Below are 23,998 nucleotides of genomic sequence, written 5' to 3'. Positions count from 1 at the left end.
ATAAGCTTTCTATCAATCAACCAAGCCAATGTTTCATCGCTGTCAAGACAAACAGATAGACAAAATTTGCATAAATCATAACCCCAAGATACCCTATAATGAGAAATAGCCCATCTTTTTCTATCAATCCCAAGCTAATAATAATTAACAACGTGGCAAAAATAAAATTACTAAATGGAATTGGTAACATCAATAATAGAGCAAGGAAGAAAATAACAATTCCATTGATTATTTCCATAAAGCGGGAAGTCATAAACAACAATCTGGGTTTTAAAAAATATTCAACTTTAATCAAATAAGGAACAGTTTTATGTATAAACTTGGTAATTGTTTCCTGGTGAATAGTTCGTTCTGCAATAATTTTGGGTAGCCACATTGTTTTTCTAGCAAAAACCATTTGAAATGCAAATAGCAATATTGGAACACTAAAAATCAGGGAGATACCAGGAATAAATGAGAAAGGCAGCGCGCTGGGCAACGCAAAAAATAAAAGCACAATTCCAAAGGCACGCTCTCCAAGCACTTGCAAAATGCGTTTATAAGTGACCTCCCCCTTTAACTCCTGATGACTTGCGATTTCTAAAAGGGTATCAGAAGAGCGCTTAATGCTTTTTTCCATAAAAAATCCAAATCAAAATATTTATAGTTAATTTACCATCTGTTTGAGGGAAATTTTTACCTTAAGAACTTTTCAAGCACATCTTTTCTCTATGTCTGCAGAAAACACCGGAATACTTCAAGCTATGATGTGAACTTAAAGAATTCTTGTAATAAGAAAATGATTAAAATAATAGCCACCATTAGAATAAGAATTTTAAATCCCAAACTTGCTGATTCCTTAATCTGTTCATTGGTCGCTGAAGAAGCTTCTTTTAATTGTTCTTGATCAATATTGGTGTCTTTCAGCAAATTTTTCTTATCAATATTGCGAGAAATGTAATAGGAAAAATACCCTGTAATTAAGCAAGGTATAAAAAAAACCAACCAGACAAGAGTTTTACTAACAGGTGAAGAATAATAATACTCATCTTCCATGTATGCTATCATGTTGCTGACAAAGTCAGGGACATTGTAATGCAATTCCCAGATTAAAAAAGGCATTATAAACATACTAAAGAACAAGAAAACTAAAAATATAATCAAACAAATTATACCCAATACAGATAATTTGTTATTCTCATCATACGAACTACGCTCCATAGGTTCCTTCCATAAAATGCCCAGTTAACTAAAATTACTCTTTTTAAATTTTAAAATATAAGCATCCATAATATAACAGGATAAATTTTTAGCTTAAAGACAAATAAACTGATTCCCGGTTGCTTCTAACGTCCTCCAACACCACCACCCCCACGACCACCCCCATATCCCCCATGCCCTTTATGCTTTTGGTGTTCATGTGCAGCCGATTGACCATCAGCCTGTAAAGCATTACCTGCATTGGATGATAATGTACAAGAAGCCAAAATGAATATTGAGCCCAACGAGAACATTAAAGCAATAACTTTCTTAAATCTTCCTTGACCAAGCATCGTAAAACTCCTGTTGCATTTTGATTAAAATTTATAAGTGTTTTACAAAAAAATTATCTTGTTCTTCTTATCCTCAGAGTTTTTTAGTTCATTATTTTTCTAATAACATTAAGTATAGACTTTGTAATGCATTGTGCCATCTGTAGTTGACTTCAAAAAAAAATCTCCTGGGTCATATAGCAACTTATAATTTGATAAAACTTTGTGTTGAAGAATATTTTCGAATATGTCAAATTTTTGAGTGCTTTCTTACTAAACATATAGACAAGCATTTACCAGGACGAGGGCCACACGCGAGTTCGGGGCAGCTCTTTTTGGAGGCTTTTTTACTACTTTAATCTTCTCTTAGTTTTAAAGAAATTATGCTATAGCCTATTGATTGAATGTTACAATAATCGATTATTTAACTCAAAATGAACTGAAATGAGTTCTGGTATATTTATAATTTTATCCGCAATACTCCATGCAGCATGGAATACCTTTGCCAAACGTAACTCAACACCCTACTACGAAGTATTGGGAATTATGAGTTTTGCAACTATATTTTCACTTCTATTTATTCCCTTTTTCTCTGGTCCTTTGTTTGAAACATCTGATTCCTTTTTATGGGCGCTAACCTCTGGTTTATTTGAAGGAGGTTATATAATCACATTAGCTATCAGTCTTAGTCAGTCTTCACTTGGAAAAGCCTACATTATTATGCGAGGGAGCGCCATGATAATTGTCTGGTTTATCTCTGCATGTTTCCTTGGTGAAAATATAAATTTATTTAATATCCTGGGCGTATCCTCTGTCCTTTTTGGATTGATACTTACAAGTCAAACCTTTAACAATGATGAATCAATGCAATTATTATTCCCCATTCTATGTGGTATATGTATTGCGGGTTATCATTTATGCTACGGTCGTTCTTTGGCATATGGCGCAAACCCAGCCGCACTTTTTTCTGCGGCTTTATGGGTAGGTTTACCTTGTGTTTTTCTTTTGATGAAGAAAAAACAAAGGCAAGTATTCAAAGAACAAGTCAAATCAAATTGGAAAATAACTTCTCTAGGAGGAATGATAAGCGCATTATCCTTCTTACTATTTTTAATCGGCTTGAGTCATTCTGAAGCGGGACTTGCCCTTACTCTCCGTAATACCTCAGTAGTTTTTGCACAAATCTTTGCTTACTTTATTGGCGAAAAGATATCTCCATACCAGTGGGTTGGAGCTTTTCTGGTAGCTTTTGGCGCTAGCATAATATATCCCTATTAAAAATACATGAGTCCATTGAGCATTTGTCATCCATTTTCTGACTTTCTTGATCATTTGTTGATTATCAGAAAAACAAAATCAAGTAAACCAAGTCAAACCCTGGTTTTCTAAAGTTGATAAATACTCATCAATATTATTAGGTAGATTTTTAAGACGAGTGCTCACAGCTTTAGCAAGCGTAGGTTAGGCGCATCGCCCAACATTTTTCCTTATTCATAAACATATTAAGGATAAAGAAATTGATTGTCGGGCTAAAGCCCAACCTATATCAAGCAAATACAGTGCGCGATACAACAGTAGCGAGTATCACATTTTTGGAAATTCATATTTTAAGGAATTTGGATTATTACCAAATTAGGAAAAAAGGGTTTATTAATGTCTTTGACTCAATCACAGAAGGAGTTATGGACTGGGAAGAATATGATTGCACAAATATTTGACGGGATCGTTCAGTATCTGATCCTAAATCAGTGTAACCTTTTTAGTCAGGGTTCAACAAATGAGCCAGCTCTTTAAAATCATGTACAATCATATCCGCATTGGCCAGCTGATCCTTGCTTAGCGTCGTCAACAAACCCACAACCTGCATTCCTCCCGCTTTGGCAGCTGCTACACCATGTTCCGAGTCCTCTATAACCAAACAGTTTTCAGGATTCGATTGCAGACGACGTGCTGCTAACAAATAACCTTCTGGAGACGGTTTACCCAAACTTACATCTTCTGAACTTACAATGGTTTTAAAATAGCAAGCCAAACGACCGCAATGAATTTTTTCAAGAATTTTTATTATTGAATGACGATTGGATCCGCTGCAGATACCGATTTTTCCATATTGTTTCGCCACTCGAACTAAAAACCAATCCAAATCCAGTGTCATAGGCAATTGCTCACTGTTCTCGATTAACTCATTATAAACTCTGACCTTGCGTTCTATAAGTTGATCTATTTCAGTTGAGGAGAATGCAAGACCCTTATCATTCAGTATTTTGGGAAACACACTGATATCGCTTAATCCAAGGTAATGGGTCATATATTCTTCATAATCAAGACTAATCCCTGATTGATTCAGTACTTGGACTATCGCTTCAAAATGCATGGGTTCACTGTTAAGTATTACACCGTCAAAATCAAAGATTATCGTATCTATCATGAACTGCCTCAGTAGGTTAACATTGTTAAACAAATAAATTGACAATTACTCAAGAGAAATTACTTTCATGCTGGACCCTTTGTAAAAGGCATATTACATTTTATTTTAGACAAGTATTCTTAAAATTTCTTGTATTGGTCTGCTTAATCAAAAGTGGCATAGGAATTTTTTAAACCACCTATTTCCTGTTTTTCAAAAGTACAGAGCTTAAAATAGTAGCAAAAAACTATTATTTTTTATTAACACCCAGACCATTTTCATGAGCAATGTCCCATACCATCCCCGCACTACTTTATTTTTATGCACTATTTGTGCCCATTTATAAATCAGGGTCGACAATAAGCCTCATAATGATTTCATGGCCCTTTACTCTTTGCTTATAGTGTCATTTGGCTAACTACCTTGGTTGGTGGTGCACGAATACCTAATGATGCTTTAACTGATGCCGGCAATTTTTGCTGTTGATACATGTACGCCAAGCCACTGCTCTTCAATACACACAATGATTCTTACATGAGTTAAGAAAGCATAAAAAACTTACAAAAGAAAACTTCAATTGAGGCAAGAAATTTAGTTTGAAATTGGAATAGCCATCCAAAACATTATACAAATGAATTTACAAACCATTAAATCTCTTGATAGTAAAGTCGAATACGTTTTTATAAGGGGACAGTAAGACTACTTTAGCTTTCACCTACTACATTTATAAAATGAGCCTAATTGATTAATAACTGCAGCTTTCTTGGAAACATCCAAAACCTCCATCCAAGGCATATAGTTGTTACTTGTATCTATATAAGAGACTGTTCTTTGTCCCATAAAAGCTTTTAATTCTTTCAATAAATTTGAGCCGATCCCTTTAAAACGATGTATAGGACTTACAAAGAGGTGATTAATAAATACTTCCGATTCAAAATCCGTGAATAAGACAATGCCCACAATGTTATTCTTTATTCTAGCAATAATGGAATATTTATAATTTTCTGGTTTTAGCATATAAGCGGCTAACTCGGTGCTAGTCATTAAAATTCGATTAGCCTTGATAAAAGCAGCTGTTTCATTAAAATCTTTAGCGCAAAACACAGAGTAACTAACTCTTGCTTTATAATCCAAATAAGTGTCATCAAAAAACATATATTGCAACATTAACGATCTGGATGGCATATATTTAAATACATAACCCGCCAAATGTAAATCATGAGTGATTCAAAAGACCCGGATTTCATCGAAACATGAAATTAATACAACGAAGAGCTTATGGGTTTAGAAACTTTGAAAATTATAGAACGCGTGTTAGGGTATTCTGCTGTTAATTATGAGTGCCCTGTATTTGGGCTGTCTCTTGATCACATCTCCATCAAGTCGGTAGCTATTCTAAGTCCTTCTACTCGTTCTTGTATGGTACTTGCGACAGAGAAGCTTTAAGTTTTCTCGCCTCTACGGTAAGCATTGATAGAGCAGCCATACGTGATTTAATGCTTGAAGCTGTAGAGTATCGCTTTGGGGTGATTAATCGCCTGCCTCACAAAATTCAATGGCAGAGTGATAACAGACCCTGCTATGTCGCCAAAGATACTGCGGAATTTGCTAAAAATTTAGGTTTTGATGTCTGTTAACGCTCCCTGTAGCCCTGAATTAAATGGTATGGCTGAGGCTTTCGTTAAAACATTTAAACGAAATTACGTTGCTTTTTATGATGCTCTAAATGCCTCTGATTTTATGCATCAACTTCCTCAATGGTTTCACGATTACAATGAAAATGCTCCTCATAAAGAGCTTAATATGATGTCTCCAAGCAGTTTTTAAAAGCTGCTTAGGGATAATTTTCTGGTCCGGTTTGATAGAGGCAACTCCATAGTCATTCTTTAAGTGGGTTATCATATTAATCTGCAACTGACAATTCGTGCTTATAAAAGTAGTTTTGCTGAATTAATGTGACACTTTAATGGATTTACGACAAATTGAAATAATATTGTTCATTTTGGAACAATATAGGCTATACTTAAATAGATAAATAAATAATTTATTTATTGCTATTAAAAGGAATTATCATGACTTTTAGAAAAGTAGTAAAGGCAAGTGAAGTGACTGGAGTTGATGTCCAGAACCTTGCTGGGGAAAATCTTGGTAAAATCAATGAAGTGGTGATTGATAAAGCCCGGGGTAAAGTAAGTTACCTTGTTTTAGATTTTGGCGGATTTTTGGGATTTGGTAATAAGTTTTTTGCAATTCCCTGGAGTATGTTTACTTATAATGAAGAAGAAGATTGCTTTATTCTGGATTTGGATAAAGAGCGACTAAAAGATGCTCCTGGATTTGATAAAGACAACTGGCCAAATTTCACTTCACCTAATGTATCAACTTCAATTGAACAATTTTATCTTAAACACAAAAAAGCCAGTTAACACAAAAAAGCCAGTTAATTGAAGTTAATGATTCTTTAGCTCACAAAAATGAGGGATTGTTACTTTGGGATGTTTAATTGATATTCCAAATGGACAGTTTCATTCTCAATTCATTATGGAGATTTAAAATGAATAAGGATATCTTTGAAGGTAAGTGGGAAGAAGTAAAGGGAAAAATGAAACAAACATGGGGTAAATTAACTGATGATGATTTCAAACAAATTGAAGGATCTCATCAGGAAATTTATGGTAAGTTGCAACAGTATTATGGCTATTCTAAAGAAGAAGCTGAAAAGATAATTAAGGAACTCCAGGATAAATTAAAAAATAACTAATTTTTTTAAAGGAATAAATAATGAAAAATATACTCTTGTCTTTAATTGGTAGTAGTTTCATTATAGTATCCGCTAATGGTTTTGCGACCAGTAAAACAGATATGGAAGCTAATTGGATTTGTACTACTAATGCAAGTACCAGTGAAGTTGCCTCTGATATTGCTGCAGACAAACAAATGTCAACGACTGCACTCCCCGCAACGAAAGCATTTTCTTTTGCTGCAGAAAATTGTCGTGATTGCACCAAAATTACTTGCGAAGTCAAAAAGTAATTAATAGTTTTGATTTAATGTGCATTCTTTTGATTAAAGAAGAATGCATATTTATCAATATTAGGGCATGACTTTTCTATATTCATTTAACATTTTATAGCACCAGAATCATAATGAGAAATTCACCTCAATTCTCTATATTCCTTCCAGGTTATCATTTTGCTCTTTTTTTCATCATAGAGCTTTAAGGAAATCATTTTTGTCATATCTTTTAATCGAAACGTAGGAACGATATGAAAAAATACGTTTTCTTTGTGGCATTGCGGTAATCTGTAAAATGGAATTCGTGGTATTAACGTATGAATATGGTGATAACCTATATTTGCTGTCAACCATCGTATAGGCTGAGGGAAATCATAAAATGTGCTTCCTAACAACGCTGAATCTTGTAAATTCCAATATTTAGCAGAAACAAAATACCTGTTTTTAAAATTATGTTGTATATAAAATAAATAAATACCAAAAACACCGCCTAACCATTGTGGTAGCAGTATAGCTAACAAATAAAATTTTACCCCCATCAATGCAATTATTGAGCCATATAAAATAATAATAGCTATATTTGTCGTCAGAACGCTTTGCGCCTCTTTTCTCCCAAAGCCTTTTCTTTTCCGGCAAAAACGATGATCTATCATGAAAACATATATACTCCCCAAAAAAAACATAATAAATGGGTTGCGGTATAGCCTGTATAATAATTTTTCCCACCGGACTTTTTCTCTATATTCCTGGACGCTTAATAAATCGATATCACCAATCCAAGGACGCCTTTCAGCATTTCCTCCGCTGACATGATGTATCGCATGTGCTTTCTTCCAAAAATGATAAGGTGTAAGAAGCACTATACCGATGAAAACACCTACTGCATCATTATACTTCTTTTTTTTAAAAAGATTCCCATGCCCCAGATCATGTTGCAAAATAAAAAGCCGGGAATAAAGTAAGCCAAGGGGTATGACTATTATCAGGAATAAGAGCCAAATAGAGTTTTGCATAGCAAAATTCAAAGCAGTTAGTCCTAACAGGAGTAAAAAGATGGTTGTCATAATTTCGGCTATACTTCGCCATCTATTGGGCATAATATATTTGTATATATGACGCTGAAGGTCTTTATTCATCTGTTTTTTCACAATTCCGTTCATTTTTAATACATACTTATTAATTAAATTATAGTCATTCTTTAAGTGGGTTATCATATTAATCTGCAACTGACAATTCGTGCTTATAAAAGTAGTTTTGGTGAATTTTAGAGAAAGCAAAAAGCAAGATCTGACACTAAATCACTACTATTGGATGCATGGTTAAAGCACGATGGGTTTGATAACGATGCAAATAAAGAGTCACCGCGGCAATAGTGATTTGAGTTAGAACAACAGTTGCTAAAACATATCCCCAAAGCGTTAGGCTTAAAATACCAAAAAACATGAGAGCCTCATTATCTGTGCTTAACCCAACCTCCTTACCACATTATTCTCCTTATTGGATACTTTGCTTTCCTATAAATTTATTCATTATATGGCATATTCTGGTTGTTTAAGGCTATTTCCAATTAGAACCCAATAGGTACTTTACCTAGTAGAACAAGTATCAGATAGATAACCAGTATAAGTCCAATAAGACCCATCGGTGTATATCCCCAGCTCCTGCTATATCCCCATCTCGGTACGCTACCTAAAAGCAACAGGATGAGCAGAATTAGTAAAATTGTTCCTAGCATGATGGCTTTCCTTAAAGAAACAGTTCATACTTTAATTATAGCTTAATTTATGTTCAAAAAGCTGTTTTATTGATCTATAATTAAATGAATGGGTGTAATGGTCGATAAATCATGGAAAATGAACAAATAAGGGAATCTCTTCAAGAAATTATTAGGTATTTGGAGAATTATGAAGAGGTGGAACACTTGCCAGCAAACCCTTCTCAAGCCCCAAACAAACCCGGTTTTCCTCAATAAGAGATGTCTTACGTAAGTTAAATGAAATTCTTAATTCCATACATTAATTTTATGCCCCCTACCAGAGGCTAATTAGTTTGTTAGATAATTGTAATTTTTGAACGTAGCTTTTTTGAGTCCCCTCCCAAATTGATGAGTAATCGAAATTAAAGACTAGACAATCGAATGTAATACTTTCTTTAATATAGGAATAGGCTATCTTTTCCTATTGGTTTGATTTTCACCTTCATTATTCATGAATTGTTTTGCTTCATTTTCTTCCTTTTCCTGTATTTGAATGGATTCTTCGGAGTGATAAGAATGAGGTATATCACAAACAGGGCAAGATAGTTGTTTTGATGAGCAAATGTAACAACAAAATTTATTACATAAACAAAAGACGACACCTACTGCAAATAAAGCGACTATTCCAAAGCCATTCCCGGAAGATATCGTCAAACCAGTTGCAATAATCAATAAGATAACTTCTAGTACTTCAAAACGCATTTCAAACTAGAGATTTAATTTTTACTGATCCACAATTTTATTTCCTTAACAATCGCTGGTTTAAATTTCCCTATAATTGCCCCTTTACTCCGCCTTTATTTGTAACTTAGGTTAATACTATCTATTATTAATTGATAACGTACTACTATGTATTGGTGAAAATGGTGGAATTAAATGAATACCTTACAATGGCTTGAGAAGCTCGTAGCATTTAATACCATTTCAAGCAACTCAAATATGCAATTAATTAAGGCAATTGAGGATTGGTTTAAATTACATAATATTAATTCTAAAATTATTCCGGGACAAGTAAAATCAAAAGCTAATTTATTCGCCACCATACCCGCAAGTAATGGAAGTACTGAAGGCGGTATTTTACTGACAGGTCATACTGATGTGGTTCCTGTTGTAGGGCAAATATGGAAAACAGACCCTTTTGTTGCTACTGAAAAGGACGGTAAAATTTATGGGCGTGGCACTTGTGATATGAAAGGATTTATAGCTGTATTGCTCTCCTTTATCCCTGATTTGCAAAAATTAAAACTCTTAAAACCCATTCATTTTTCCTTTACTTGTGATGAAGAAATTGGGTGTATTGGTGTAGATTATTTAGTGGATTATTTGCAAAAAATGGGAATCCGACCTGAAGGGTGTATCGTTGGGGAGCCATCTAATTTGCGTCCAATCATTGGTGAGAAAGGAAGAAGACTTTATCACTGTCAAGTACAAGGAAAGTCCGTTCATTCTTCTCTTGCCTCCGAGGGGTGTAATGCGATTATATATGCGAGTCGTTTAATCTGTTATATAAATACGCTTGCAAAATACATGGAAAAAAATGGTCCATTTGATAATGACTTCGATTTTCCTTTCACTACAATTACTACCAACATAATAAGTGGAGGAACTGCAACTAATATAGTTCCAGGAACGTGTGAATTTATTCTAGAGCTTCGTTATATTGACCAATTTCCGATTGAGAATTTTCGCAACCAAATTGAAAACTATATTAATAATGATTTATTACTAGAAATGAGAGAAACCTATTCAGAAGCAGCTATTTATTTTGATGAAATTTCAGATTCACCAGGATTTAATGCATTAGAAGAATCATCAATTACCAGGTTAGTGCGGGTTGTTACTGGAATCGAGGAACGGTCTAAAGTTTCTTATACTACAGAAGCAGGAATATTTCAAAATGCTCGAATTCCTACAATTATTTTTGGTCCTGGAAATATTGAACAGGCGCATAGTGCCAATGAATTTATCACTATTGAGCAACTCAACATCTGTGAAAAAGTATTGCGTAATGTGATTACTTTTTTCTGCGAAGATTTAACGGTTAATGAAAAGATTTAAATTTATCGATTTTTTATTCGATAATAATGACAATCCATATTCAAATGACGACCATCTTTATAATACTTCATTCCGCATTTTTCCATGACACGAAATGAAGCAGTATTGTCTATATCAGCAAAAGCAATAATATATTCTGTATCGATATGATTTTTAGCCCAAGTCAGTAACGCTTCCAATATTTCAGTCGCGTAACCTTTATTCCAGTATTTTTCATGAAGAAGATAACCAACTTTAAACTCTCCTGTTTCTAGCTGACCAAAATAGGCTTCTCCAACAAAGTCATCATCTTTCAGCTGAAAAATGACTAAACAAGGCAAGTGTTCGTTCTTGCAAGAAACTATACATTCATTGATGAACTCACTAATTTTTTCATCGGTTAATGTGCCTTCAGGAAAAAATTTTTTGACCACTGGATCCTTATCAATAATTTGTAAATACTTGGAATCTCTTTTTGTGATAAATCGCATTCCAAGATGTTTCGTATAGATAAAATATTTTTTCATTACATTTCCTATTAATAATTATTAGGTCTTATTGAGTGTTTTTTTGTTATGATTCCATCTATAGCTTTAGAAGCAATGGAATAGACTCTTGGTGATTGCGTTTTTCAAGACATATATAAGTAATTTTAGCAAAACATGGGCAAGATAATACCAATATGAGCATGTTTTTATTTTTTAGTATATTTATAATCAAATTCATCCATTTAAATCAAGAAGATGAATAGCAAGATGTCTTTATCGATTATTTTGGAGCAATAAAAGTATTATGTGCTTGCCCCTAAATACACATGACTGCGGACTATACTATTGTTGACTTAGAGCGATTGCGAAAACCGATGCAGGTTGTTACTAAGGATGTTTTGAAGTGTATGGGAGTGATTCATGTGGTGAAGGCATCATAACACCAGAAGATAATAAAGCGGTACAGACTGAAATCCAAACCCATAAAGCCAAAATTGACGGTATCCTTACCCCTGGTGAGGTTCAACAAATACGTAAAAAACTAAAATTAAAACAAAAAGAAGCCAGCGATATTTTTGGTGATGGGGTAAATGCATTCAATCGCTATGAAAATGGAATTAACCCTGTTCCCAAACCTTTTAGCCTTTTGTTAACCATACTAAAAAACCATCCTGAACAATTAAGGGAATTAATTTCTTTAGAGAAAAATAGAGTTTCTTAATTTATATCACTTGCTTTTGGCTTATTTAATTATTTTTTAAGATATCATTTAAGCTGCTCTGGAAGAACTATTTCAAGCATTCTTATCATTCATATCTTCAATCATTGATTTAAAAGATAAAAATGATTTGCCACCACCCTTTTCTAACTCTTCAATTGCATCACGAGATAATTTATTTGGCAGTTTTAGTTCAAAAAGCAAACCGTTACACTTAACAATTTGTTCATACAATGCATTAATAGTTTGAGAAGGAGTTATACCTAACAGATTAAGGCTTTCTTCACTAGCATCTTTCAGGTTACTACAAACTCGAGCTTACGCTATTTTCGTAGTCATAATTAAATATCTTTATAGTTGTAGTTATATCCTGAGCTTCTGGATAATTCAAAATTAAAGAATATATATTATCCAGCAGCACTATATTGAATATTAAAATCTAAAGCCTTAGCAATTGGTTTAGAATTTTTTCCAATTTTCTTCATTTCAATAATTCCGTAGCGAGCCATTGTGCTAAGTGTATGACTCAAATTACCAGGCTCACGTTTACTTAAGGCAGCAAGCTCTTTAATTGACTCAGGCTTTTTCTCATCGATTATTTTCAATAACCTCATATTATTTTCATTTAATACTTCACATAATGATTTGATTGAACTAAACCAAATCTTAGGTTCATTTTTCTTAGGTTTATAGTGTCCAGAATCAATTTCAATAGCACGTCTTTGAAATTTATCTCGTGACATAATACCAACTTGTAATGTCTTCATTTTTTATCTCCATTATTCAATTTTTGAATAATGGAATTCACTTCTTGAAAAAAATCTCTCAAAAGCTGTTCAGCACTTTCAAACTCATAAGGAGTTCCCTTATCATTTATTGAGGTATGAACGTGATCATACTTAATAATACATCCCGAATATCGACTACTTCCTTTAACTTTAATACCATGTGCATTATTAAACTCCAGAATCCGTTGATTGTAATTATCATGAAGAGTTAGATTATATCTAATACCATGAGGCCTCTCTTCCGTTGGCTCGACTAAAAATACTTCTATCTTATACCAATAACTATTTTCCTCTGTATATTCCGTACCATCTAATGCAAGTAAAATTTCCAGTCCTACATCCTTCATTAAAAATATAAAAATTTCATGCCAAGACATTATGAATGGATTTATTAGGTTTAAATTAAGAAAAACCGGCTGTTAATAATAGTAATTTTTAGATTTGTTAAGCACTGCGTACCAAATTCAATAAATCCTTTTTAAAACTTTTCGAGATTTAAAAAATAACGAGTCGCTTTAAGCTCACCGGTTCTTTTGAGAATATTTTTTTTAACCAAGTCATTTAGATCTCTGGTTGTTGTAGCGATCGTTGCACCAGTAATGCTCATATAATTTTTAGCACTTAAACCACCTACAAATCCCTCAGGCCCAGCATGAAATAATCTTAATAACACCTTTTCTTGCCTTGGATTAATTTTCCCTTCGGCTTCCCTTAAAATAACAGATTTCTTAATAAGAAAATCAATATACATATAAGTGCTTTGTTGCGCCTCCAGAGCAATGTTAGCAAACCATAAAAGCCAAGATGTCAGGTCTAAGGTTTTACTTGCCAAACCTAATTGCTGATAATATTCCTTTCTCTTTTTTAATAATATTTTTGCCAATACCGTCATTATCGGTTTTGAAAATCCTTGCGATAAAGCTTTTTCTGCTATAGCTCGCCCTATTCTTCCATTTCCATCTTCAAAAGGATGGATACTCTCAAACCATAAATGAGCTATTCCTGCTCGGGTTAATGCGGGTAAAGGCGCTGAACTGGTTGGAGAACTCCTTTCGAACCAATTAATAAATTGATCCATTTCAGCGGGAACACATTTTGAAGGAGGCGCTTCAAAATGGATTTTTCGATCATAATCAGGACCAGAAACAATTTGCATTGCTTCTTCATGGCTACGATATTGACCAATATTTTCCAAATGATGGCTATTACCCATTAAAAATTGATGCCATTCAAATAAAACCTGATGTGTTAGGGGACTAGAAATCGTTTGGTATAAATTAACCATCATTTTAGCGATCCCACGCTCTGCCAAGCTGGCTCTAGGGGCTTCTGTAGACAAGCCTAACTCTTTTTTAATAGAAGATTGAACACTGTCTCTGTTTAAATGCTCCCCTTCAATTTCAGAGCTATCCAAAGCATCAGTACACATTAAATCAATAAATAAATTTTGCTTACCTTCTTGAGATATATGTTGGGAAGAGCCAATAATAATACCCGCACTCTCAGTAAAAGACTGTTCATACGCAACTAATTTATCGGAGTTCCAAGTAAAATTAGGCCAATTCTCCAGCTGCCAATTCCATTTCATGATTAATAACCTCTCTTTTTATTAATCAAAATATAGCATAATTATGATTAATAAAATATGGCTTTATTAATCACTGTCTAATTTTGAATAAGGCTAACATCCTGGCATTTCCATATTCTGAATTAAGAGCATATCTCGTGGCAGGCCTTGCTTTTTGTCTTCTGACTAGAAGTTGGCAAAAAGCAAGATCTGACCCTAAGCATTTTCGCCGTTCAAGGGTCACCCCTTAGAAATGAAAAGACATGTGTTTAATAGTACTACCATCCTCATCATATTTAACAGCAACTACATAGCCTGTTTTTTTACCTTTAACAGCTTCAATTGGGGTACCTGCAACTTCCCAAAGACCTAATGTACCTACATCAAGGAGACCATGCATTGCTGCACGAGCAGCCGATCCGGTGGGCATAGTTGCACGAAAATTCTCAGAAGAGAGTCTTCCTTTTTTACCCTTGGTATGATCAATTGGGATAGCTCCAGCAGCAATCAAACACGAACGAGTTTTGCAGTTTCCCAAATCTTTCGGATTAACACCATTGCCTTTTGCTGCCATAACCACCGAACATGCAGTTAGTGACATACTAAGAAGGATGATCAATAATTTTCGAATCATTATAAACATTATTTTATCTACTCAAGGTTAAAAAATGAGCAGATAATAGCATTGATCAAAATATTTTCATAGCTAGGGCAGCCTGTTTGCTTGCAAACAGGAACTTCAAAAATCGCAGTTAGAGGTCAAATCTTGTTTTTTGCCTACTGTCTTAAAATTGACAAAAAGCAAGATCTGGCCCTAGGGATGGTGAAAAGAACTACCTTTCGTCATAGCTAGAACAATAGACTTTCTGTTGTTATAGAAAAGACAACACGCCGTTTTTGGGATGCAAAACCTTACGGCTTATTTTAACCCTTTCCTTTTAATAACTACTTTTATTCACTTAACTTGTTGAGTGCTCTAAATGAATTCAAGTTTTTATTTGTTAACTAGCATATTTACTAATAGTCTCTTCAAAGGAAATCAAAGACTTAATTTTTTCTAACTTACTTTTAAGACTAGCTTTCTTTTCTTCTAAATCATAATCAGCTTGCAATCCCAACCAAAAGCCTTCAGACGTTCCTAATGCACGGGATAATCTTAAATCAGTATCTGCTGTGATAGAGCGCTTACCATGAACAATTTCATTAATACGCCTTGGAGGAACACCAATATCATTAGCAAGCTTATTTTGGCTGATACCCATTGGTAGCAAAAATTCCTCTAATAAGATTTCACCTGGATGGATATTTTGTAACTTCATCATCATATACTCCTAATGGTAGTCAACAATTTCAACTTCAGTTACGATGCCATCTTGCCAAACAAAACAAATGCGCCACTGATCGTTTATCTTTATGCTATGTTGCCCTGCCCGATCATCAACTAATTTCTCAAGATGATTACTTGGAGGTATCCTTAAATCATCTAAAACTTTGGCATTATTTAGCATTCTTAACTTTCTTCTAGCACGTTGTTGAATATCTTGCGGAAATTTTCAAGACACCGTGCCATCATATATTTTTTTTGTTTCCTTACAGCTAAAATCGCTAATCACTCTGCCATGCCAATTTATTCATATTATTAGCAAGTATAACGCAAAACGTTATGTTTCTGATTAACAAACAATTGCATAACTTAGTTATTTAATCAAAGTTACGGCTAAAAATACTGCTTGCAGTAACTAGAAGTAAATTGATTTTTGTAATATTCGATAAATATCCAACGGATAAATTAACAAACTTATCATCCATGATTACCCCGTGTCATAATATTTTATAAATATAGCATAACGCTTAGTGGATTTTTTTCATGTGGAGATGGTTCAATATTTATACATTGCAGAGCAATGTATATTGCGCCCTTAGAAAATTCTCGGGATTTATAAATACTAAATTTTTTTAAATAAATTGGGTTAGTGAGTTAAACATGATAAAGTTTTTTATTCATTTCAGAGTAAGCGGTTATGAGCGAAATTTTACTATTCCAAGCAGAGGATGGCAGTTTTCAATTTGAAGTGCCTCTTGAAGAAGAAACTGTATGGTTATCTCAAAGACAGATGTCTGAACTTTTTAAAAAAGACATACGTACAATAAACGAGCATATTCAAAATATATTTCTTGAAAATGAACTTGTATCAGGTTCAACCATCCGGAAATTCCGGATAGTTCAACAAGAAGGAAAAAGAAAGGTATCACGTGATGTTGAGCATTATAATCTAGATGTCATTATTTCTGTTGGATATCGGGTGAAATCTCTACAAGGGACTCAATTTAGAATCTGGGCTAATAAAGTACTGAAAGAGTACCTTCTCAAAGGATATGCATTAAATCAAAACAAATTAAAAAAGCAAACGCAACAAATCAAAGAGCTGGAGAAAACAATAGCGTTATTTCAAAAAGCATTATCAACCGATCTGAACCAAACAGAGGCAAGTGGATTACTAGCTGTATTAACCAATTACAATCATAGCTTCATTCTACTAAATCAATATGACACTGGTAACTTTCCAGAGGGTCATTTAAATACCAATATAACTTGTGAAATAAATTACCCTACCGCAATAAAAGCAATCCACGATTTAAAGAAGAACTTAATATCAGAACAACAAGCAACTGAATTATTTGGTCAACCTAAAGACAACAGCTTTGAAGGTATTCTGGGTAATATAGTTCAAAGTTTCGGCGGAGAGTATTTATACCCAAGCATTGAAGAGCAAGCTGCGCATTTATTGTATTTTATTATAAAAAATCATCCTTTTTCCGATGGCAACAAAAGAATTGGTGCATTTATGTTTGTCTGGTTCTTGCAGCTTAATCAACATCATTTGAAACGAAATGGAGATGTTAAAATTAATGACAATGCATTAGTCGCTATTGCCCTGCTGGTTGCACAAAGTGATCCAGCTCAGAAGGATATTATGATACAGTTAATTATTAATTTAATTCGAGATCTAGATTAATCCACAAACAATTCAATTATTATCATCTTCCAAATCATCAATCATTGATTTAAAAGATGAGAACTTCTTTCCTCCACCACTTTCTAACTCCTCTATAGCATCAAGGGTTGTATTATTGGGATTTTCTTTATCCTGAAAAAGAGAATTAGTTTCTGAAGATGTTTTCATATTTAAATTATACTCCATTTACCTTTAATGAGGGCAACCCATAATTAATTTCAGTGGTACAAGTGGAACAAAGGGGACACCTTGATATTATAGTCATTTGAAATTTAAATGATATAATATTGATTTTATTCTATCTCCATTGTCCTCATGAGTTATTCAACAGATTTTCGTGAAAAAGTTTTGAGTTTTATAGAGTTCGGCGGGAAAATAAAAGAGGCGTGTCAGCTATTTTCTATAAGTCATTGCTCTATCTATCGCTGGAAAAATACAAAAAAATCAACGGGTACTGTTGGGCGTAAACCAAGACCAAATTCACCCTACAAAATTAATGATGATGAACTAAAGAACTATATTCGGCAGCACCCTGATGCTTATCTCAATGAAATTGCTGCACACTTTAACGTTACATCTTCAGGCATATCCAAAGCATTAAGTCGCCTTAAAATCACACGAAAAAAAAGTCCACGCTCTATACAGAAAGAGATGAAGTAAAAAGGGCTATTTTCATTGAAGAAATAAAACAGTATTCCACAGAGAAGCTTGTGTATGTTGATGAATCCGGGATTGATACCTTTATCTCAAGGCAGTACGGCTGGGGACTTCGAGGACAAAAAGTTCTTGGTGAAGTCTCTGGCAAGCGCTACGCTAGAGAAAGTTTTGTCGCCGCATTGGTCAACAAAAAAATTATTGCCCCCATGTGTTATCAAGGTACTTGTCATACTAATTTATTTAATTTTTGGCTAGCAAATTTTTTATTGCCAACACTCGGTCCTGGCTACATTATTATTATGGATAATGCTACTTTTCATAAATCAGAACAAGCAAAAGAACTGATTAAAAACGCTGGTTGTTCCCTATTATTCTTGCCGCCTTACTCCCCAGACTTCAATCCTATAGAGCAAATCTGGGCTAATCTTAAAAGCAAAATAAGAAAATTTATTCATCAATTTTCGTCCCTTGCTGAGGCCGTCGATTTTGCTTTTAAATACGATCAATTAAATTTCAAATGACTATATATTTTCATAACATCTCCTTATTAATATCCTTGAATAACAGTTTCGGATTATAGTTTTATTATTCCACCAAAACAATTGGCTTAAGTAGTATTTTTTTACACTATGATCCAAATAAACTCACAAAATGATTATTTACATTATATTTTGTTCTCATTTAGATCGAATAAATTTAGAAAGACCCGTTCAACGAAGAGGTTATGTGTTTAGAAACTTTGGGCTTGATAAAATGCGACTAATATTTGAGAATGCCCCAAAATAACCGTTGTATTGATATCAATTAATGTCTATCAATTACATTTGAAAAATGGTAGCAAAAACGGTACCAAATTTTTTAAATTTTTAAATCGCAATTTGTAACTTATTGATTTTACTATGCCGCTGAGAGGAGTCGAACCTCCGACCTCTTGATTACGAATCCCAGATCGCGCTATTAATGGCAATGATACATGACAAATAACAATAATAAAATCAATGAATTGTAGTTTTTTCTTTGTTGCCAACTTTCGTAATTAATTGGCTTTATTCGTAGGTAAGTGTCCCTTGATTGTCCCACTGCTAAGTCACAGTTTATTTATTTCTGCTAAGGCTGCTTTGCTATCCTTTTCTAAATTATTTACGTTTCTTATTAGATACTCAGTAATACTCAACACCTCCATAAATAATTTTGGTCCAACAATACTAATTAATTGTTCTGTGTTTAATTTCAAGGGACTCAATGAGCCTTGTGTACTTAATGTTCGAAGATTTTTTTGTTCAAATTCTTGAATTTTTCCAAGGTATAATGAACAAAGGTTGTTTCTATCCTCAAGATTACGGAGTATTGATTGATACTCTAGATCTACAAGAAGAATTTTATCTAATGTCTGTTCATTCTGATCAACAAGAAACATCAAGCTTACCATATCAATGGTTGGTAGAGGGGAAAAATCTGTATAGCGCGGTATCTCAACCCATTTTAGCTTATCTGAATCCTTGAGACTTTGATCGATATGTTTGTTTATATGCTTCAAAACCTGAACGTTGAATTTTGAAATTTTATCAACTAGATATTTAGCTTTGTGTACAGATAATTTTTTCTCCGATTCAGCTTTAATACCATATAGGATATAACTAAAAATAAAAGCCAATAAGGCACCAGAAAATGATGAAAACATTACAACTAAATCATTGCCTTTAATTTGATATTTAATTGCAATGAATATCCCTGAGCCTACTAAACACAATAATAATACCCAAATCCATTTAAATTTCCACATACAAACAAGCCAATATGTTAATTAATAAATACTGTGTCGGCATATCTAGTTATTACTTTATTGTATTCAAATGGACTGGCAGGATTACTCAGAAAGTTACGGGCCACCGGACTATGCTAACAGCATCAAAACCCCACCCCCCCCCTCTCACTCCTTAGCCAGATTGAGATTTGGTTTCTATATTTTCAATCGGAAACAACTAGTCAAGCTCTTGGATTAATTTCTTGTTATATTGTATAGCTTGCCTTAGCTCACGCCTGAACGCCTTGGCATCCGCAGTCGACTCACCATGCTTCAATGAGTTCATATTGCCTATCTTAGCTCCTGAGCCGTTCGCGCCACCATGAACACGACAACGGGCTTTGCCCTTAATTGCAGGACATCGGCAAGGTTTTCCATGATTCGATTTTGTTCTTGCGCCACATCTTGGGGCATTATCAAAAGCGTAGTGTTTTTTCTCGGTTCTTGAGGTCGATTTCATTTTTTTTCCTTATTACCCAGCCCCCCTTGAATATTACCTACAATTGCTTGACCTCCTTGGTGTACATCAACGTGCTCGACAATTATTTTTTGCCCCCCCACACCTTGTAACTTTGCGAGGACGTTAGCCTGCTGAACAAAGCAATTCGACAACTTAACTGCTGCGTTGGTGTAGTATTTTTTCAACTCAAGGTGATCAACACCATTGGCATAGGCCATTGTCCTTTGTTGCAACTCATGAATAGAAAGCATTTGAGCTGTAAGCATTGATTGCAGACCACCAACAGCTCCAAGAGCCACCATAGCATCTTTACTTTTCTCCTTAGCTTTGTTCATATCAAACGTATCTTTCCTGATATCATTCGTTGCAATGGCATTACTATGAACAATATGCTGGTTAAATTTTTCATTTGCCCCATGATTCGTGTTGCTAGGAACTTGAAGGTCAGCTTTTGACGAAGTAACATTTTTCATAACCACCTCAGTTTGTTGTTATTAACCTAATCCACCAAAACTAAACCTACAAAACCTACATTTGACTATATTTTATTCATTTGTAGGGTATGTAGGGTTGAATTATTTAAATTTGTTAAAATTCACTCCTCCAAAAGCTTTGGATTTAGGTAGTGCCGATTCCCATGTGCTTTTGAAATGTGACCGTACTTAACCAATACTTGAACTGCTTCTCGTCTTTCTTCCTTCGTAGTTAAATCAGTCCACCCCTTTGATCTAATTTGACTGCGGGTAAAATGGTGAAGTCCAATTACAGGATCAAAGTTCCCTGTATTTGTAGAAGAAAGTACAAGCTTGGCTAGCTTTTCTGATAGCGAACGGGCTGGCAAGTGGTCTTTGTAAACCAAACCATACATCCGTCTGGCATGACTAAAAAAATACTCTCCTAACTTAATGGCACTCAAGATTTGCTTTGCTGTTATTTTCATCCCTTGCGTTAACTGGCCATTGTTTTCAACCAGATAAAGATAGACTGATAATGAAGCTATAAATTCATACGATTTAACTAGGTGTGCTTCGAATGGCTGCCCCATATTTTGTGCTCTTTCAGTCATGTTGGTACGCCATACGTCAAATAATACCTGAGCATCATTATCAAAACTAAGAACACCACCTGTTTGAATATTATCCAGATTAATAAACATCTGATTAATGGCATTAACTAAATGGGATGATGGCGCCTTGTCCTTCAAGCATGTAGCCTTTCTGTCTGGATAAACCACCCCTTGAAACCGCTGAATCAATCCATCATCTTGATAACCTGTTCTGGCATCGTTAAGGAAGCGTTTGAGCTTTGCTGGCTGTATCCCGCCAAATATTGACAGCAGTAACCTTGGAATAAATACGGTGCCTCGATTAACCGTGTCATATGGGTATTGAATATCGCCTGTGAAACCAGATAAATATAGACCTCTCTCATCAGCGTGTTCATCCTTTGATAGCTTAACAAACGAAGAGGATAGCTCATCGACTTCTAGCATTACCCCATCAGGGTTTTCTTCTAATATAAGTATTAATTTTTCTACCGTGGTTTTTGTAACGGTGTATCTTTTCAATGTTGGTTTGGTCTCCTCAAGCTCATCTAGCTCTGTTCGTAATGCTTTAAAAGATTCCTCAAACCTTGAAACAACCGAGCCATCAGGCTTTGGTTTTTTAGCCTCTTGTTCCATCCCTTTTTTAGCCGCAGAGATCTTACTCTCAAGCAGTTCCTTATGCTGTGCGTATGTCTTTAACTCTTTTCTATAATTGTCCCTAGCAGTTGCGCTAAGTATCTGAATAGGCTTGCTGGTAGCACTTAGCGCGTTGGACTTACCTGATGAAGGTTCACCAATCATCGCCCAAAAAAAATTTGGAGAGGCACTCCAGCCCGTATTTCTTGTAAGCTCCAATCTGATTTTTCCAGAAAAAACACAACCCATTCTTGCTAATAACGAAACCAAAATAAAATCATCAGGACACCCACGAATATCAGACTGATCTTTGATAAAATCAGCCAGAACCTCAGGAAGAACATCATAAGGCACACTTTCAACTGGTAATAAGTCATCATTAAATGGCTGATACTCATTAAACTCAATCTTAGCTGCTGGCTTGTTATCCTTTTGCTTAAAGAGGCTTTTGTTGTACTGGTCTATTGTTCTCCCATCTGGCGCAGTTATTGACTGGGCAGTCTTAGCAACAGCATCATGGACTGATAGCCCTTCATGACCTCGCATTAAATCAAACGCATCATGCCAATAGCCATTATTAAATTGATCATCGTGATGACTAAAAAATTTGTCAGCTTTGACGGTGATACCAGCAATTCCAGACGATGAATTTGGTGATAACCATTTCTCACGTTCACCGATTATTAACTTGCGAACATAGCCATATTGAACCAAAAGATCGGTCAGCTTATTTTGCTTATTAAATGCGGCTATTGGGGATATTTCATCAGCTTGCTCTTGCTTCCAAGAATGAACTACATGGCTTGTTGGTGGCAATTCTTGAGGATTAGAGACTGTGACTACATCGCCTTCTAGGTACTCAAAGTACAATGGAGAAACCACACTGCCACTCGGCTTTCGTGGGTAATACCAAGCTTGTGAAAAGGTATTGTTCTCTTTGGCTAGTGCGAGCAAATCATTATCAAGGTTTTTATTAATCACCAGCATTACCACCTCTAATGTGGCTGACAATTGCTCCTTATCATATGGCTGCTCTGTACCCAATATAATGCGATATCGATTGCCTTTTCCACCAGCGTAATGTGAATGCGTCCCATAAATAATGTGTCCGATGTTATTGCGCTTCAAAGCTTGATGAATAAGTAATGGATCCGGCGCCCCCTCATGTTCCTGCCCATTACAATCTATTCGTTTATCACAATCGATAATGAGAAGCCTAGCCAAGCTATGTGTGTTGCCATCACCACGAGGCATACACTGCCCATTATCATCATACTCAAGAGCGGTGCGTAGAAAATGACTTCCATCCTTTTCACCATGCTCAACCGATGAAAGCTTCGCTAACAAGTCCTCGCCGCTTATATTTGTGTATTGATCTGTTTGTCGCACCCCCTGAACAGAAGATGCGATTTCAATTGCATGTAATATTGTTATAAAATTACTCATCAGACCCACCACCTGTTAGCTCTGAGGCTGCCACCTCTTCACTAACAATCTCGTTGCAGGCCTTAGTTTTATCTGTCTGGATAGCAACACTGGTCTGCTCTAACTTCTTCTTCGCCTGTTGTTGTCTCCGTCCGAATATATGTTCCCTCATCTCTTTGCGCTGCTGTTCACGCAAGACTGGATTAATGTAGCGCTCAATTTCCTCTGACAGCATGAAGTAATCAAAAGTACGATCGCTTGTTTCAATGCTCTCGACAGGTATATACCTCTGGTTTCGAATGGTCGATATCCATGAATGCAAAGATCCATTATTAAAATCCTTTCGATTTAATCTTTGGCCTTCAAGCAAAGCCCTTAATACCATGGATGTTATTCCAACATGTTTATTAGTCATGCTTGATTCCCCCGTAACCATTGGAAGAACTTATCTTCATCAATTAAGACACGGCGACCGTTACGCAAAATTGCGCCGGATTTTTTTAAGCCATTTGAATCAGCGTAGAAAATCCGATCCCTGAGTCCTCCTTCTGTGAACGCAGGGTATTTATTGCAGAATTGTTTGACTGTTGATAAAGAAGGTATTTGAGTTTGATTTAACATAATTCACCATTCAGGTTTGGTTACTAAAAATGACTGCTTTTTATCG

General features: G+C 34.9%; 32 protein-coding genes and 3 pseudogenes. 11 read left to right on the top strand and 24 right to left on the bottom strand.

The window, feature by feature from the left end; translation table 11 throughout:
• Window positions 1–16 precede the first annotated feature (16 nt).
• From EL201_RS05820 to EL201_RS05810, 3 genes are all read right to left on the bottom strand, one after another.
• The gene (locus EL201_RS05820) at window positions 17–619 is read right to left on the bottom strand and encodes an exopolysaccharide biosynthesis protein (protein ID WP_027221338.1); all 603 of its coding nucleotides are present in this window, start codon (window positions 617–619) and stop codon (window positions 17–19) included.
• Window positions 620–741: 122 nt separating this feature from the next.
• Window positions 742–1,101 carry a hypothetical protein gene (locus EL201_RS05815; RefSeq protein WP_231955171.1) on the bottom strand — a complete coding sequence of 120 codons (360 nt, stop codon included), beginning with the start codon at window positions 1,099–1,101 and terminating at the stop codon, window positions 742–744.
• 224 nt (window positions 1,102–1,325) lie between these two features.
• On the bottom strand, window positions 1,326–1,532 hold the full coding sequence (locus EL201_RS05810) for a hypothetical protein (protein WP_027221336.1): 207 nt from the start codon (window positions 1,530–1,532) through the stop codon (window positions 1,326–1,328).
• Window positions 1,533–1,955: 423 nt separating this feature from the next.
• On the opposite strand from EL201_RS05810, the gene EL201_RS05805 reads away from it, so the two are divergent.
• Window positions 1,956–2,789 (top strand): DMT family transporter, encoded by an 834-nt coding sequence (locus tag EL201_RS05805; RefSeq protein ID WP_027221335.1) that lies wholly within the window; start codon window positions 1,956–1,958, stop codon window positions 2,787–2,789.
• A 481-nt stretch (window positions 2,790–3,270) separates the two neighbouring features.
• Here the strand turns inward: EL201_RS05805 and EL201_RS05800 are convergent, their stop codons facing one another.
• Complete coding sequence (locus EL201_RS05800; protein ID WP_027221333.1) at window positions 3,271–3,939, bottom strand: HAD family hydrolase; 669 nt, start codon at window positions 3,937–3,939, stop codon at window positions 3,271–3,273.
• 690 nt (window positions 3,940–4,629) lie between these two features.
• Entirely contained in the window at window positions 4,630–5,073 is a 444-nt protein-coding gene (locus EL201_RS05795) for a GNAT family N-acetyltransferase (protein ID WP_027221332.1), read from the bottom strand.
• A gap of 83 nt (window positions 5,074–5,156) precedes the next feature.
• Here EL201_RS05795 and EL201_RS15985 point away from each other — a divergent pair.
• The 5 genes and pseudogenes from EL201_RS15985 to EL201_RS05770 all read left to right on the top strand — a co-directional run.
• A pseudogene (locus tag EL201_RS15985) lies at window positions 5,157–5,252 on the top strand (transposase); the annotation flags it as partial.
• A gap of 292 nt (window positions 5,253–5,544) precedes the next feature.
• Complete coding sequence (locus EL201_RS05785) at window positions 5,545–5,745, top strand: integrase core domain-containing protein (RefSeq protein WP_027221331.1); 201 nt, start codon at window positions 5,545–5,547, stop codon at window positions 5,743–5,745.
• A gap of 245 nt (window positions 5,746–5,990) precedes the next feature.
• Window positions 5,991–6,344, top strand: coding sequence for a PRC-barrel domain-containing protein (locus EL201_RS05780; protein ID WP_027221330.1), 354 nt, complete (start codon window positions 5,991–5,993; stop codon window positions 6,342–6,344).
• 128 nt (window positions 6,345–6,472) lie between these two features.
• On the top strand, window positions 6,473–6,679 hold the full coding sequence (locus tag EL201_RS05775; RefSeq protein WP_027221329.1) for a CsbD family protein: 207 nt from the start codon (window positions 6,473–6,475) through the stop codon (window positions 6,677–6,679).
• 20 nt (window positions 6,680–6,699) lie between these two features.
• Window positions 6,700–6,951 carry a hypothetical protein gene (locus EL201_RS05770; protein ID WP_027221328.1) on the top strand — a complete coding sequence of 84 codons (252 nt, stop codon included), beginning with the start codon at window positions 6,700–6,702 and terminating at the stop codon, window positions 6,949–6,951.
• 122 nt (window positions 6,952–7,073) lie between these two features.
• Here EL201_RS05770 and EL201_RS05765 read toward each other — a convergent pair whose 3' ends face one another.
• The 4 genes and pseudogenes from EL201_RS05765 to EL201_RS05750 all read right to left on the bottom strand — a co-directional run bounded on the left by EL201_RS05765 (window position 7,074) and on the right by EL201_RS05750 (window position 9,391).
• Window positions 7,074–8,069 carry a fatty acid desaturase family protein gene (locus EL201_RS05765; protein ID WP_158511023.1) on the bottom strand — a complete coding sequence of 332 codons (996 nt, stop codon included), beginning with the start codon at window positions 8,067–8,069 and terminating at the stop codon, window positions 7,074–7,076.
• A 166-nt stretch (window positions 8,070–8,235) separates the two neighbouring features.
• A pseudogene (locus EL201_RS05760) lies at window positions 8,236–8,376 on the bottom strand (DesA family fatty acid desaturase); the annotation flags it as partial.
• 124 nt (window positions 8,377–8,500) lie between these two features.
• Window positions 8,501–8,668 carry a DUF3309 family protein gene (locus tag EL201_RS05755; RefSeq protein WP_011214444.1) on the bottom strand — a complete coding sequence of 56 codons (168 nt, stop codon included), beginning with the start codon at window positions 8,666–8,668 and terminating at the stop codon, window positions 8,501–8,503.
• Window positions 8,669–9,100: 432 nt separating this feature from the next.
• On the bottom strand, window positions 9,101–9,391 hold the full coding sequence (locus EL201_RS05750; RefSeq protein WP_050598263.1) for a hypothetical protein: 291 nt from the start codon (window positions 9,389–9,391) through the stop codon (window positions 9,101–9,103).
• Between the two features lie 174 nt (window positions 9,392–9,565).
• On the opposite strand from EL201_RS05750, the gene argE reads away from it, so the two are divergent.
• A complete protein-coding gene (gene argE, locus EL201_RS05745; protein WP_027221327.1) occupies window positions 9,566–10,747 on the top strand; it encodes an acetylornithine deacetylase in 1,182 nt (393 codons plus the stop codon).
• Window positions 10,748–10,749: 2 nt separating this feature from the next.
• Here the strand turns inward: argE and EL201_RS05740 are convergent, their stop codons facing one another.
• On the bottom strand, window positions 10,750–11,253 hold the full coding sequence (locus tag EL201_RS05740) for a GNAT family N-acetyltransferase (RefSeq protein ID WP_027221326.1): 504 nt from the start codon (window positions 11,251–11,253) through the stop codon (window positions 10,750–10,752).
• A gap of 364 nt (window positions 11,254–11,617) precedes the next feature.
• On the opposite strand from EL201_RS05740, the gene EL201_RS05735 reads away from it, so the two are divergent.
• Window positions 11,618–11,935 (top strand): type II toxin-antitoxin system MqsA family antitoxin, encoded by a 318-nt coding sequence (locus EL201_RS05735; protein WP_050598262.1) that lies wholly within the window; start codon window positions 11,618–11,620, stop codon window positions 11,933–11,935.
• Window positions 11,936–12,007: 72 nt separating this feature from the next.
• On the opposite strand, the pseudogene EL201_RS05730 reads toward EL201_RS05735, so the two are convergent.
• The 7 genes and pseudogenes from EL201_RS05730 to EL201_RS15750 all read right to left on the bottom strand — a co-directional run.
• A pseudogene (locus EL201_RS05730) lies at window positions 12,008–12,238 on the bottom strand (type II toxin-antitoxin system RelB/DinJ family antitoxin); the annotation flags it as partial.
• Window positions 12,239–12,339: 101 nt separating this feature from the next.
• Window positions 12,340–12,699, bottom strand: a complete 360-nt coding sequence (locus tag EL201_RS05725; protein ID WP_027221324.1) for an HVO_A0114 family putative DNA-binding protein — start codon at window positions 12,697–12,699, stop codon at window positions 12,340–12,342.
• On the bottom strand, window positions 12,696–13,097 hold the full coding sequence (locus EL201_RS05720) for a toxin-antitoxin system TumE family protein (protein ID WP_231955164.1): 402 nt from the start codon (window positions 13,095–13,097) through the stop codon (window positions 12,696–12,698). The genes EL201_RS05725 and EL201_RS05720 overlap by 4 nt, the downstream gene beginning before the upstream one ends.
• A gap of 101 nt (window positions 13,098–13,198) precedes the next feature.
• Window positions 13,199–14,308, bottom strand: coding sequence for a Fic family protein (locus tag EL201_RS05715; RefSeq protein WP_027221322.1), 1,110 nt, complete (start codon window positions 14,306–14,308; stop codon window positions 13,199–13,201).
• 226 nt (window positions 14,309–14,534) lie between these two features.
• The gene (locus EL201_RS05710; protein WP_231955162.1) at window positions 14,535–14,888 is read right to left on the bottom strand and encodes a hypothetical protein; all 354 of its coding nucleotides are present in this window, start codon (window positions 14,886–14,888) and stop codon (window positions 14,535–14,537) included.
• Between the two features lie 400 nt (window positions 14,889–15,288).
• Entirely contained in the window at window positions 15,289–15,612 is a 324-nt protein-coding gene (locus EL201_RS05705) for a HigA family addiction module antitoxin (protein ID WP_197712601.1), read from the bottom strand.
• A gap of 6 nt (window positions 15,613–15,618) precedes the next feature.
• Window positions 15,619–15,825, bottom strand: coding sequence for a type II toxin-antitoxin system RelE/ParE family toxin (locus EL201_RS15750; RefSeq protein ID WP_256365508.1), 207 nt, complete (start codon window positions 15,823–15,825; stop codon window positions 15,619–15,621).
• Between the two features lie 483 nt (window positions 15,826–16,308).
• Here EL201_RS15750 and rhuM point away from each other — a divergent pair, with 483 nt between their 5' ends.
• On the top strand, window positions 16,309–17,304 hold the full coding sequence (gene rhuM, locus EL201_RS05695) for a virulence RhuM family protein/type II toxin-antitoxin system death-on-curing family toxin (protein WP_027221319.1): 996 nt from the start codon (window positions 16,309–16,311) through the stop codon (window positions 17,302–17,304).
• Between the two features lie 12 nt (window positions 17,305–17,316).
• Here the strand turns inward: rhuM and EL201_RS15655 are convergent, their stop codons facing one another.
• A complete protein-coding gene (locus EL201_RS15655) occupies window positions 17,317–17,472 on the bottom strand; it encodes a hypothetical protein (RefSeq protein WP_080272887.1) in 156 nt (51 codons plus the stop codon).
• A gap of 147 nt (window positions 17,473–17,619) precedes the next feature.
• On the opposite strand from EL201_RS15655, the gene EL201_RS05690 reads away from it, so the two are divergent.
• A complete protein-coding gene (locus tag EL201_RS05690; protein ID WP_027221318.1) occupies window positions 17,620–17,964 on the top strand; it encodes an IS630 transposase-related protein in 345 nt (114 codons plus the stop codon).
• An 8-nt stretch (window positions 17,965–17,972) separates the two neighbouring features.
• Window positions 17,973–18,482: an IS630 family transposase gene (locus EL201_RS05685; RefSeq protein ID WP_080272886.1), complete on the top strand. Its 510-nt coding sequence runs from the start codon at window positions 17,973–17,975 to the stop codon at window positions 18,480–18,482.
• 566 nt (window positions 18,483–19,048) lie between these two features.
• On the opposite strand, the gene EL201_RS05680 is transcribed toward EL201_RS05685, so the two are convergent.
• The 6 genes from EL201_RS05680 to EL201_RS05655 form a co-directional block, all read right to left on the bottom strand.
• On the bottom strand, window positions 19,049–19,744 hold the full coding sequence (locus EL201_RS05680) for a hypothetical protein (RefSeq protein WP_027221317.1): 696 nt from the start codon (window positions 19,742–19,744) through the stop codon (window positions 19,049–19,051).
• 199 nt (window positions 19,745–19,943) lie between these two features.
• Complete coding sequence (locus EL201_RS05675; protein ID WP_027221316.1) at window positions 19,944–20,225, bottom strand: HGGxSTG domain-containing protein; 282 nt, start codon at window positions 20,223–20,225, stop codon at window positions 19,944–19,946.
• A complete protein-coding gene (locus EL201_RS05670; protein ID WP_231955160.1) occupies window positions 20,222–20,698 on the bottom strand; it encodes a hypothetical protein in 477 nt (158 codons plus the stop codon). The genes EL201_RS05675 and EL201_RS05670 overlap by 4 nt, the downstream gene beginning before the upstream one ends.
• Before the next feature lie 122 nt (window positions 20,699–20,820).
• Complete coding sequence (locus EL201_RS05665) at window positions 20,821–23,352, bottom strand: DUF3987 domain-containing protein (protein WP_027221315.1); 2,532 nt, start codon at window positions 23,350–23,352, stop codon at window positions 20,821–20,823.
• Window positions 23,345–23,746: a hypothetical protein gene (locus EL201_RS05660; protein WP_027221314.1), complete on the bottom strand. Its 402-nt coding sequence runs from the start codon at window positions 23,744–23,746 to the stop codon at window positions 23,345–23,347. Before EL201_RS05660 ends, EL201_RS05665 begins: the two co-directional genes overlap by 8 nt.
• Window positions 23,743–23,952: a hypothetical protein gene (locus EL201_RS05655; protein ID WP_027221313.1), complete on the bottom strand. Its 210-nt coding sequence runs from the start codon at window positions 23,950–23,952 to the stop codon at window positions 23,743–23,745. Before EL201_RS05655 ends, EL201_RS05660 begins: the two co-directional genes overlap by 4 nt.
• Window positions 23,953–23,998 lie beyond the last annotated feature (46 nt).

Origin of the sequence: Legionella pneumophila subsp. pascullei, from assembly GCF_900637585.1 — a bacterium.
Taxonomy (GTDB): domain Bacteria; phylum Pseudomonadota; class Gammaproteobacteria; order Legionellales; family Legionellaceae; genus Legionella; species Legionella pascullei.
The sequence above is the reverse complement of the archived record's forward strand: the minus strand, read 5'-3'. Positions and strand labels throughout refer to the sequence as shown.

What these genes read in the sequence shown, in the direction of transcription:
- EL201_RS05820 (WP_027221338.1), bottom strand. Translation starts at nt 619, where the DNA reads ATGGAAAAAAGCATTAAGCGCTCTTCTGATACCCTTTTAGAAATCGCA.
- EL201_RS05800 (WP_027221333.1), bottom strand. Translation starts at nt 3,939, where the DNA reads ATGATAGATACGATAATCTTTGATTTTGACGGTGTAATACTTAACAGT.
- EL201_RS05660 (WP_027221314.1), bottom strand. Translation starts at nt 23,746, where the DNA reads ATGACTAATAAACATGTTGGAATAACATCCATGGTATTAAGGGCTTTG.
- EL201_RS05665 (WP_027221315.1), bottom strand. Translation starts at nt 23,352, where the DNA reads ATGAGTAATTTTATAACAATATTACATGCAATTGAAATCGCATCTTCT.
- EL201_RS05755 (WP_011214444.1), bottom strand. Translation starts at nt 8,668, where the DNA reads ATGCTAGGAACAATTTTACTAATTCTGCTCATCCTGTTGCTTTTAGGT.
- EL201_RS05740 (WP_027221326.1), bottom strand. Translation starts at nt 11,253, where the DNA reads ATGAAAAAATATTTTATCTATACGAAACATCTTGGAATGCGATTTATC.
- EL201_RS05655 (WP_027221313.1), bottom strand. Translation starts at nt 23,952, where the DNA reads ATGTTAAATCAAACTCAAATACCTTCTTTATCAACAGTCAAACAATTC.
- argE (WP_027221327.1), top strand. Translation starts at nt 9,566, where the DNA reads ATGAATACCTTACAATGGCTTGAGAAGCTCGTAGCATTTAATACCATT.
- EL201_RS05725 (WP_027221324.1), bottom strand. Translation starts at nt 12,699, where the DNA reads ATGAAGACATTACAAGTTGGTATTATGTCACGAGATAAATTTCAAAGA.
- EL201_RS05805 (WP_027221335.1), top strand. Translation starts at nt 1,956, where the DNA reads ATGAGTTCTGGTATATTTATAATTTTATCCGCAATACTCCATGCAGCA.
- EL201_RS05780 (WP_027221330.1), top strand. Translation starts at nt 5,991, where the DNA reads ATGACTTTTAGAAAAGTAGTAAAGGCAAGTGAAGTGACTGGAGTTGAT.
- EL201_RS05775 (WP_027221329.1), top strand. Translation starts at nt 6,473, where the DNA reads ATGAATAAGGATATCTTTGAAGGTAAGTGGGAAGAAGTAAAGGGAAAA.
- EL201_RS05765 (WP_158511023.1), bottom strand. Translation starts at nt 8,069, where the DNA reads ATGAATAAAGACCTTCAGCGTCATATATACAAATATATTATGCCCAAT.
- EL201_RS05680 (WP_027221317.1), bottom strand. Translation starts at nt 19,744, where the DNA reads ATGTGGAAATTTAAATGGATTTGGGTATTATTATTGTGTTTAGTAGGC.
- EL201_RS05810 (WP_027221336.1), bottom strand. Translation starts at nt 1,532, where the DNA reads ATGCTTGGTCAAGGAAGATTTAAGAAAGTTATTGCTTTAATGTTCTCG.
- EL201_RS05750 (WP_050598263.1), bottom strand. Translation starts at nt 9,391, where the DNA reads ATGCGTTTTGAAGTACTAGAAGTTATCTTATTGATTATTGCAACTGGT.
- rhuM (WP_027221319.1), top strand. Translation starts at nt 16,309, where the DNA reads ATGAGCGAAATTTTACTATTCCAAGCAGAGGATGGCAGTTTTCAATTT.
- EL201_RS05710 (WP_231955162.1), bottom strand. Translation starts at nt 14,888, where the DNA reads ATGTCACTAACTGCATGTTCGGTGGTTATGGCAGCAAAAGGCAATGGT.
- EL201_RS05815 (WP_231955171.1), bottom strand. Translation starts at nt 1,101, where the DNA reads ATGCCTTTTTTAATCTGGGAATTGCATTACAATGTCCCTGACTTTGTC.
- EL201_RS05715 (WP_027221322.1), bottom strand. Translation starts at nt 14,308, where the DNA reads ATGAAATGGAATTGGCAGCTGGAGAATTGGCCTAATTTTACTTGGAAC.
- EL201_RS05795 (WP_027221332.1), bottom strand. Translation starts at nt 5,073, where the DNA reads ATGTTTTTTGATGACACTTATTTGGATTATAAAGCAAGAGTTAGTTAC.
- EL201_RS05785 (WP_027221331.1), top strand. Translation starts at nt 5,545, where the DNA reads ATGTCTGTTAACGCTCCCTGTAGCCCTGAATTAAATGGTATGGCTGAG.
- EL201_RS15655 (WP_080272887.1), bottom strand. Translation starts at nt 17,472, where the DNA reads ATGAAAACATCTTCAGAAACTAATTCTCTTTTTCAGGATAAAGAAAAT.
- EL201_RS05705 (WP_197712601.1), bottom strand. Translation starts at nt 15,612, where the DNA reads ATGATGATGAAGTTACAAAATATCCATCCAGGTGAAATCTTATTAGAG.
- EL201_RS05675 (WP_027221316.1), bottom strand. Translation starts at nt 20,225, where the DNA reads ATGAAATCGACCTCAAGAACCGAGAAAAAACACTACGCTTTTGATAAT.
- EL201_RS05670 (WP_231955160.1), bottom strand. Translation starts at nt 20,698, where the DNA reads ATGAAAAATGTTACTTCGTCAAAAGCTGACCTTCAAGTTCCTAGCAAC.
- EL201_RS05770 (WP_027221328.1), top strand. Translation starts at nt 6,700, where the DNA reads ATGAAAAATATACTCTTGTCTTTAATTGGTAGTAGTTTCATTATAGTA.
- EL201_RS05690 (WP_027221318.1), top strand. Translation starts at nt 17,620, where the DNA reads ATGAGTTATTCAACAGATTTTCGTGAAAAAGTTTTGAGTTTTATAGAG.
- EL201_RS05720 (WP_231955164.1), bottom strand. Translation starts at nt 13,097, where the DNA reads ATGTCTTGGCATGAAATTTTTATATTTTTAATGAAGGATGTAGGACTG.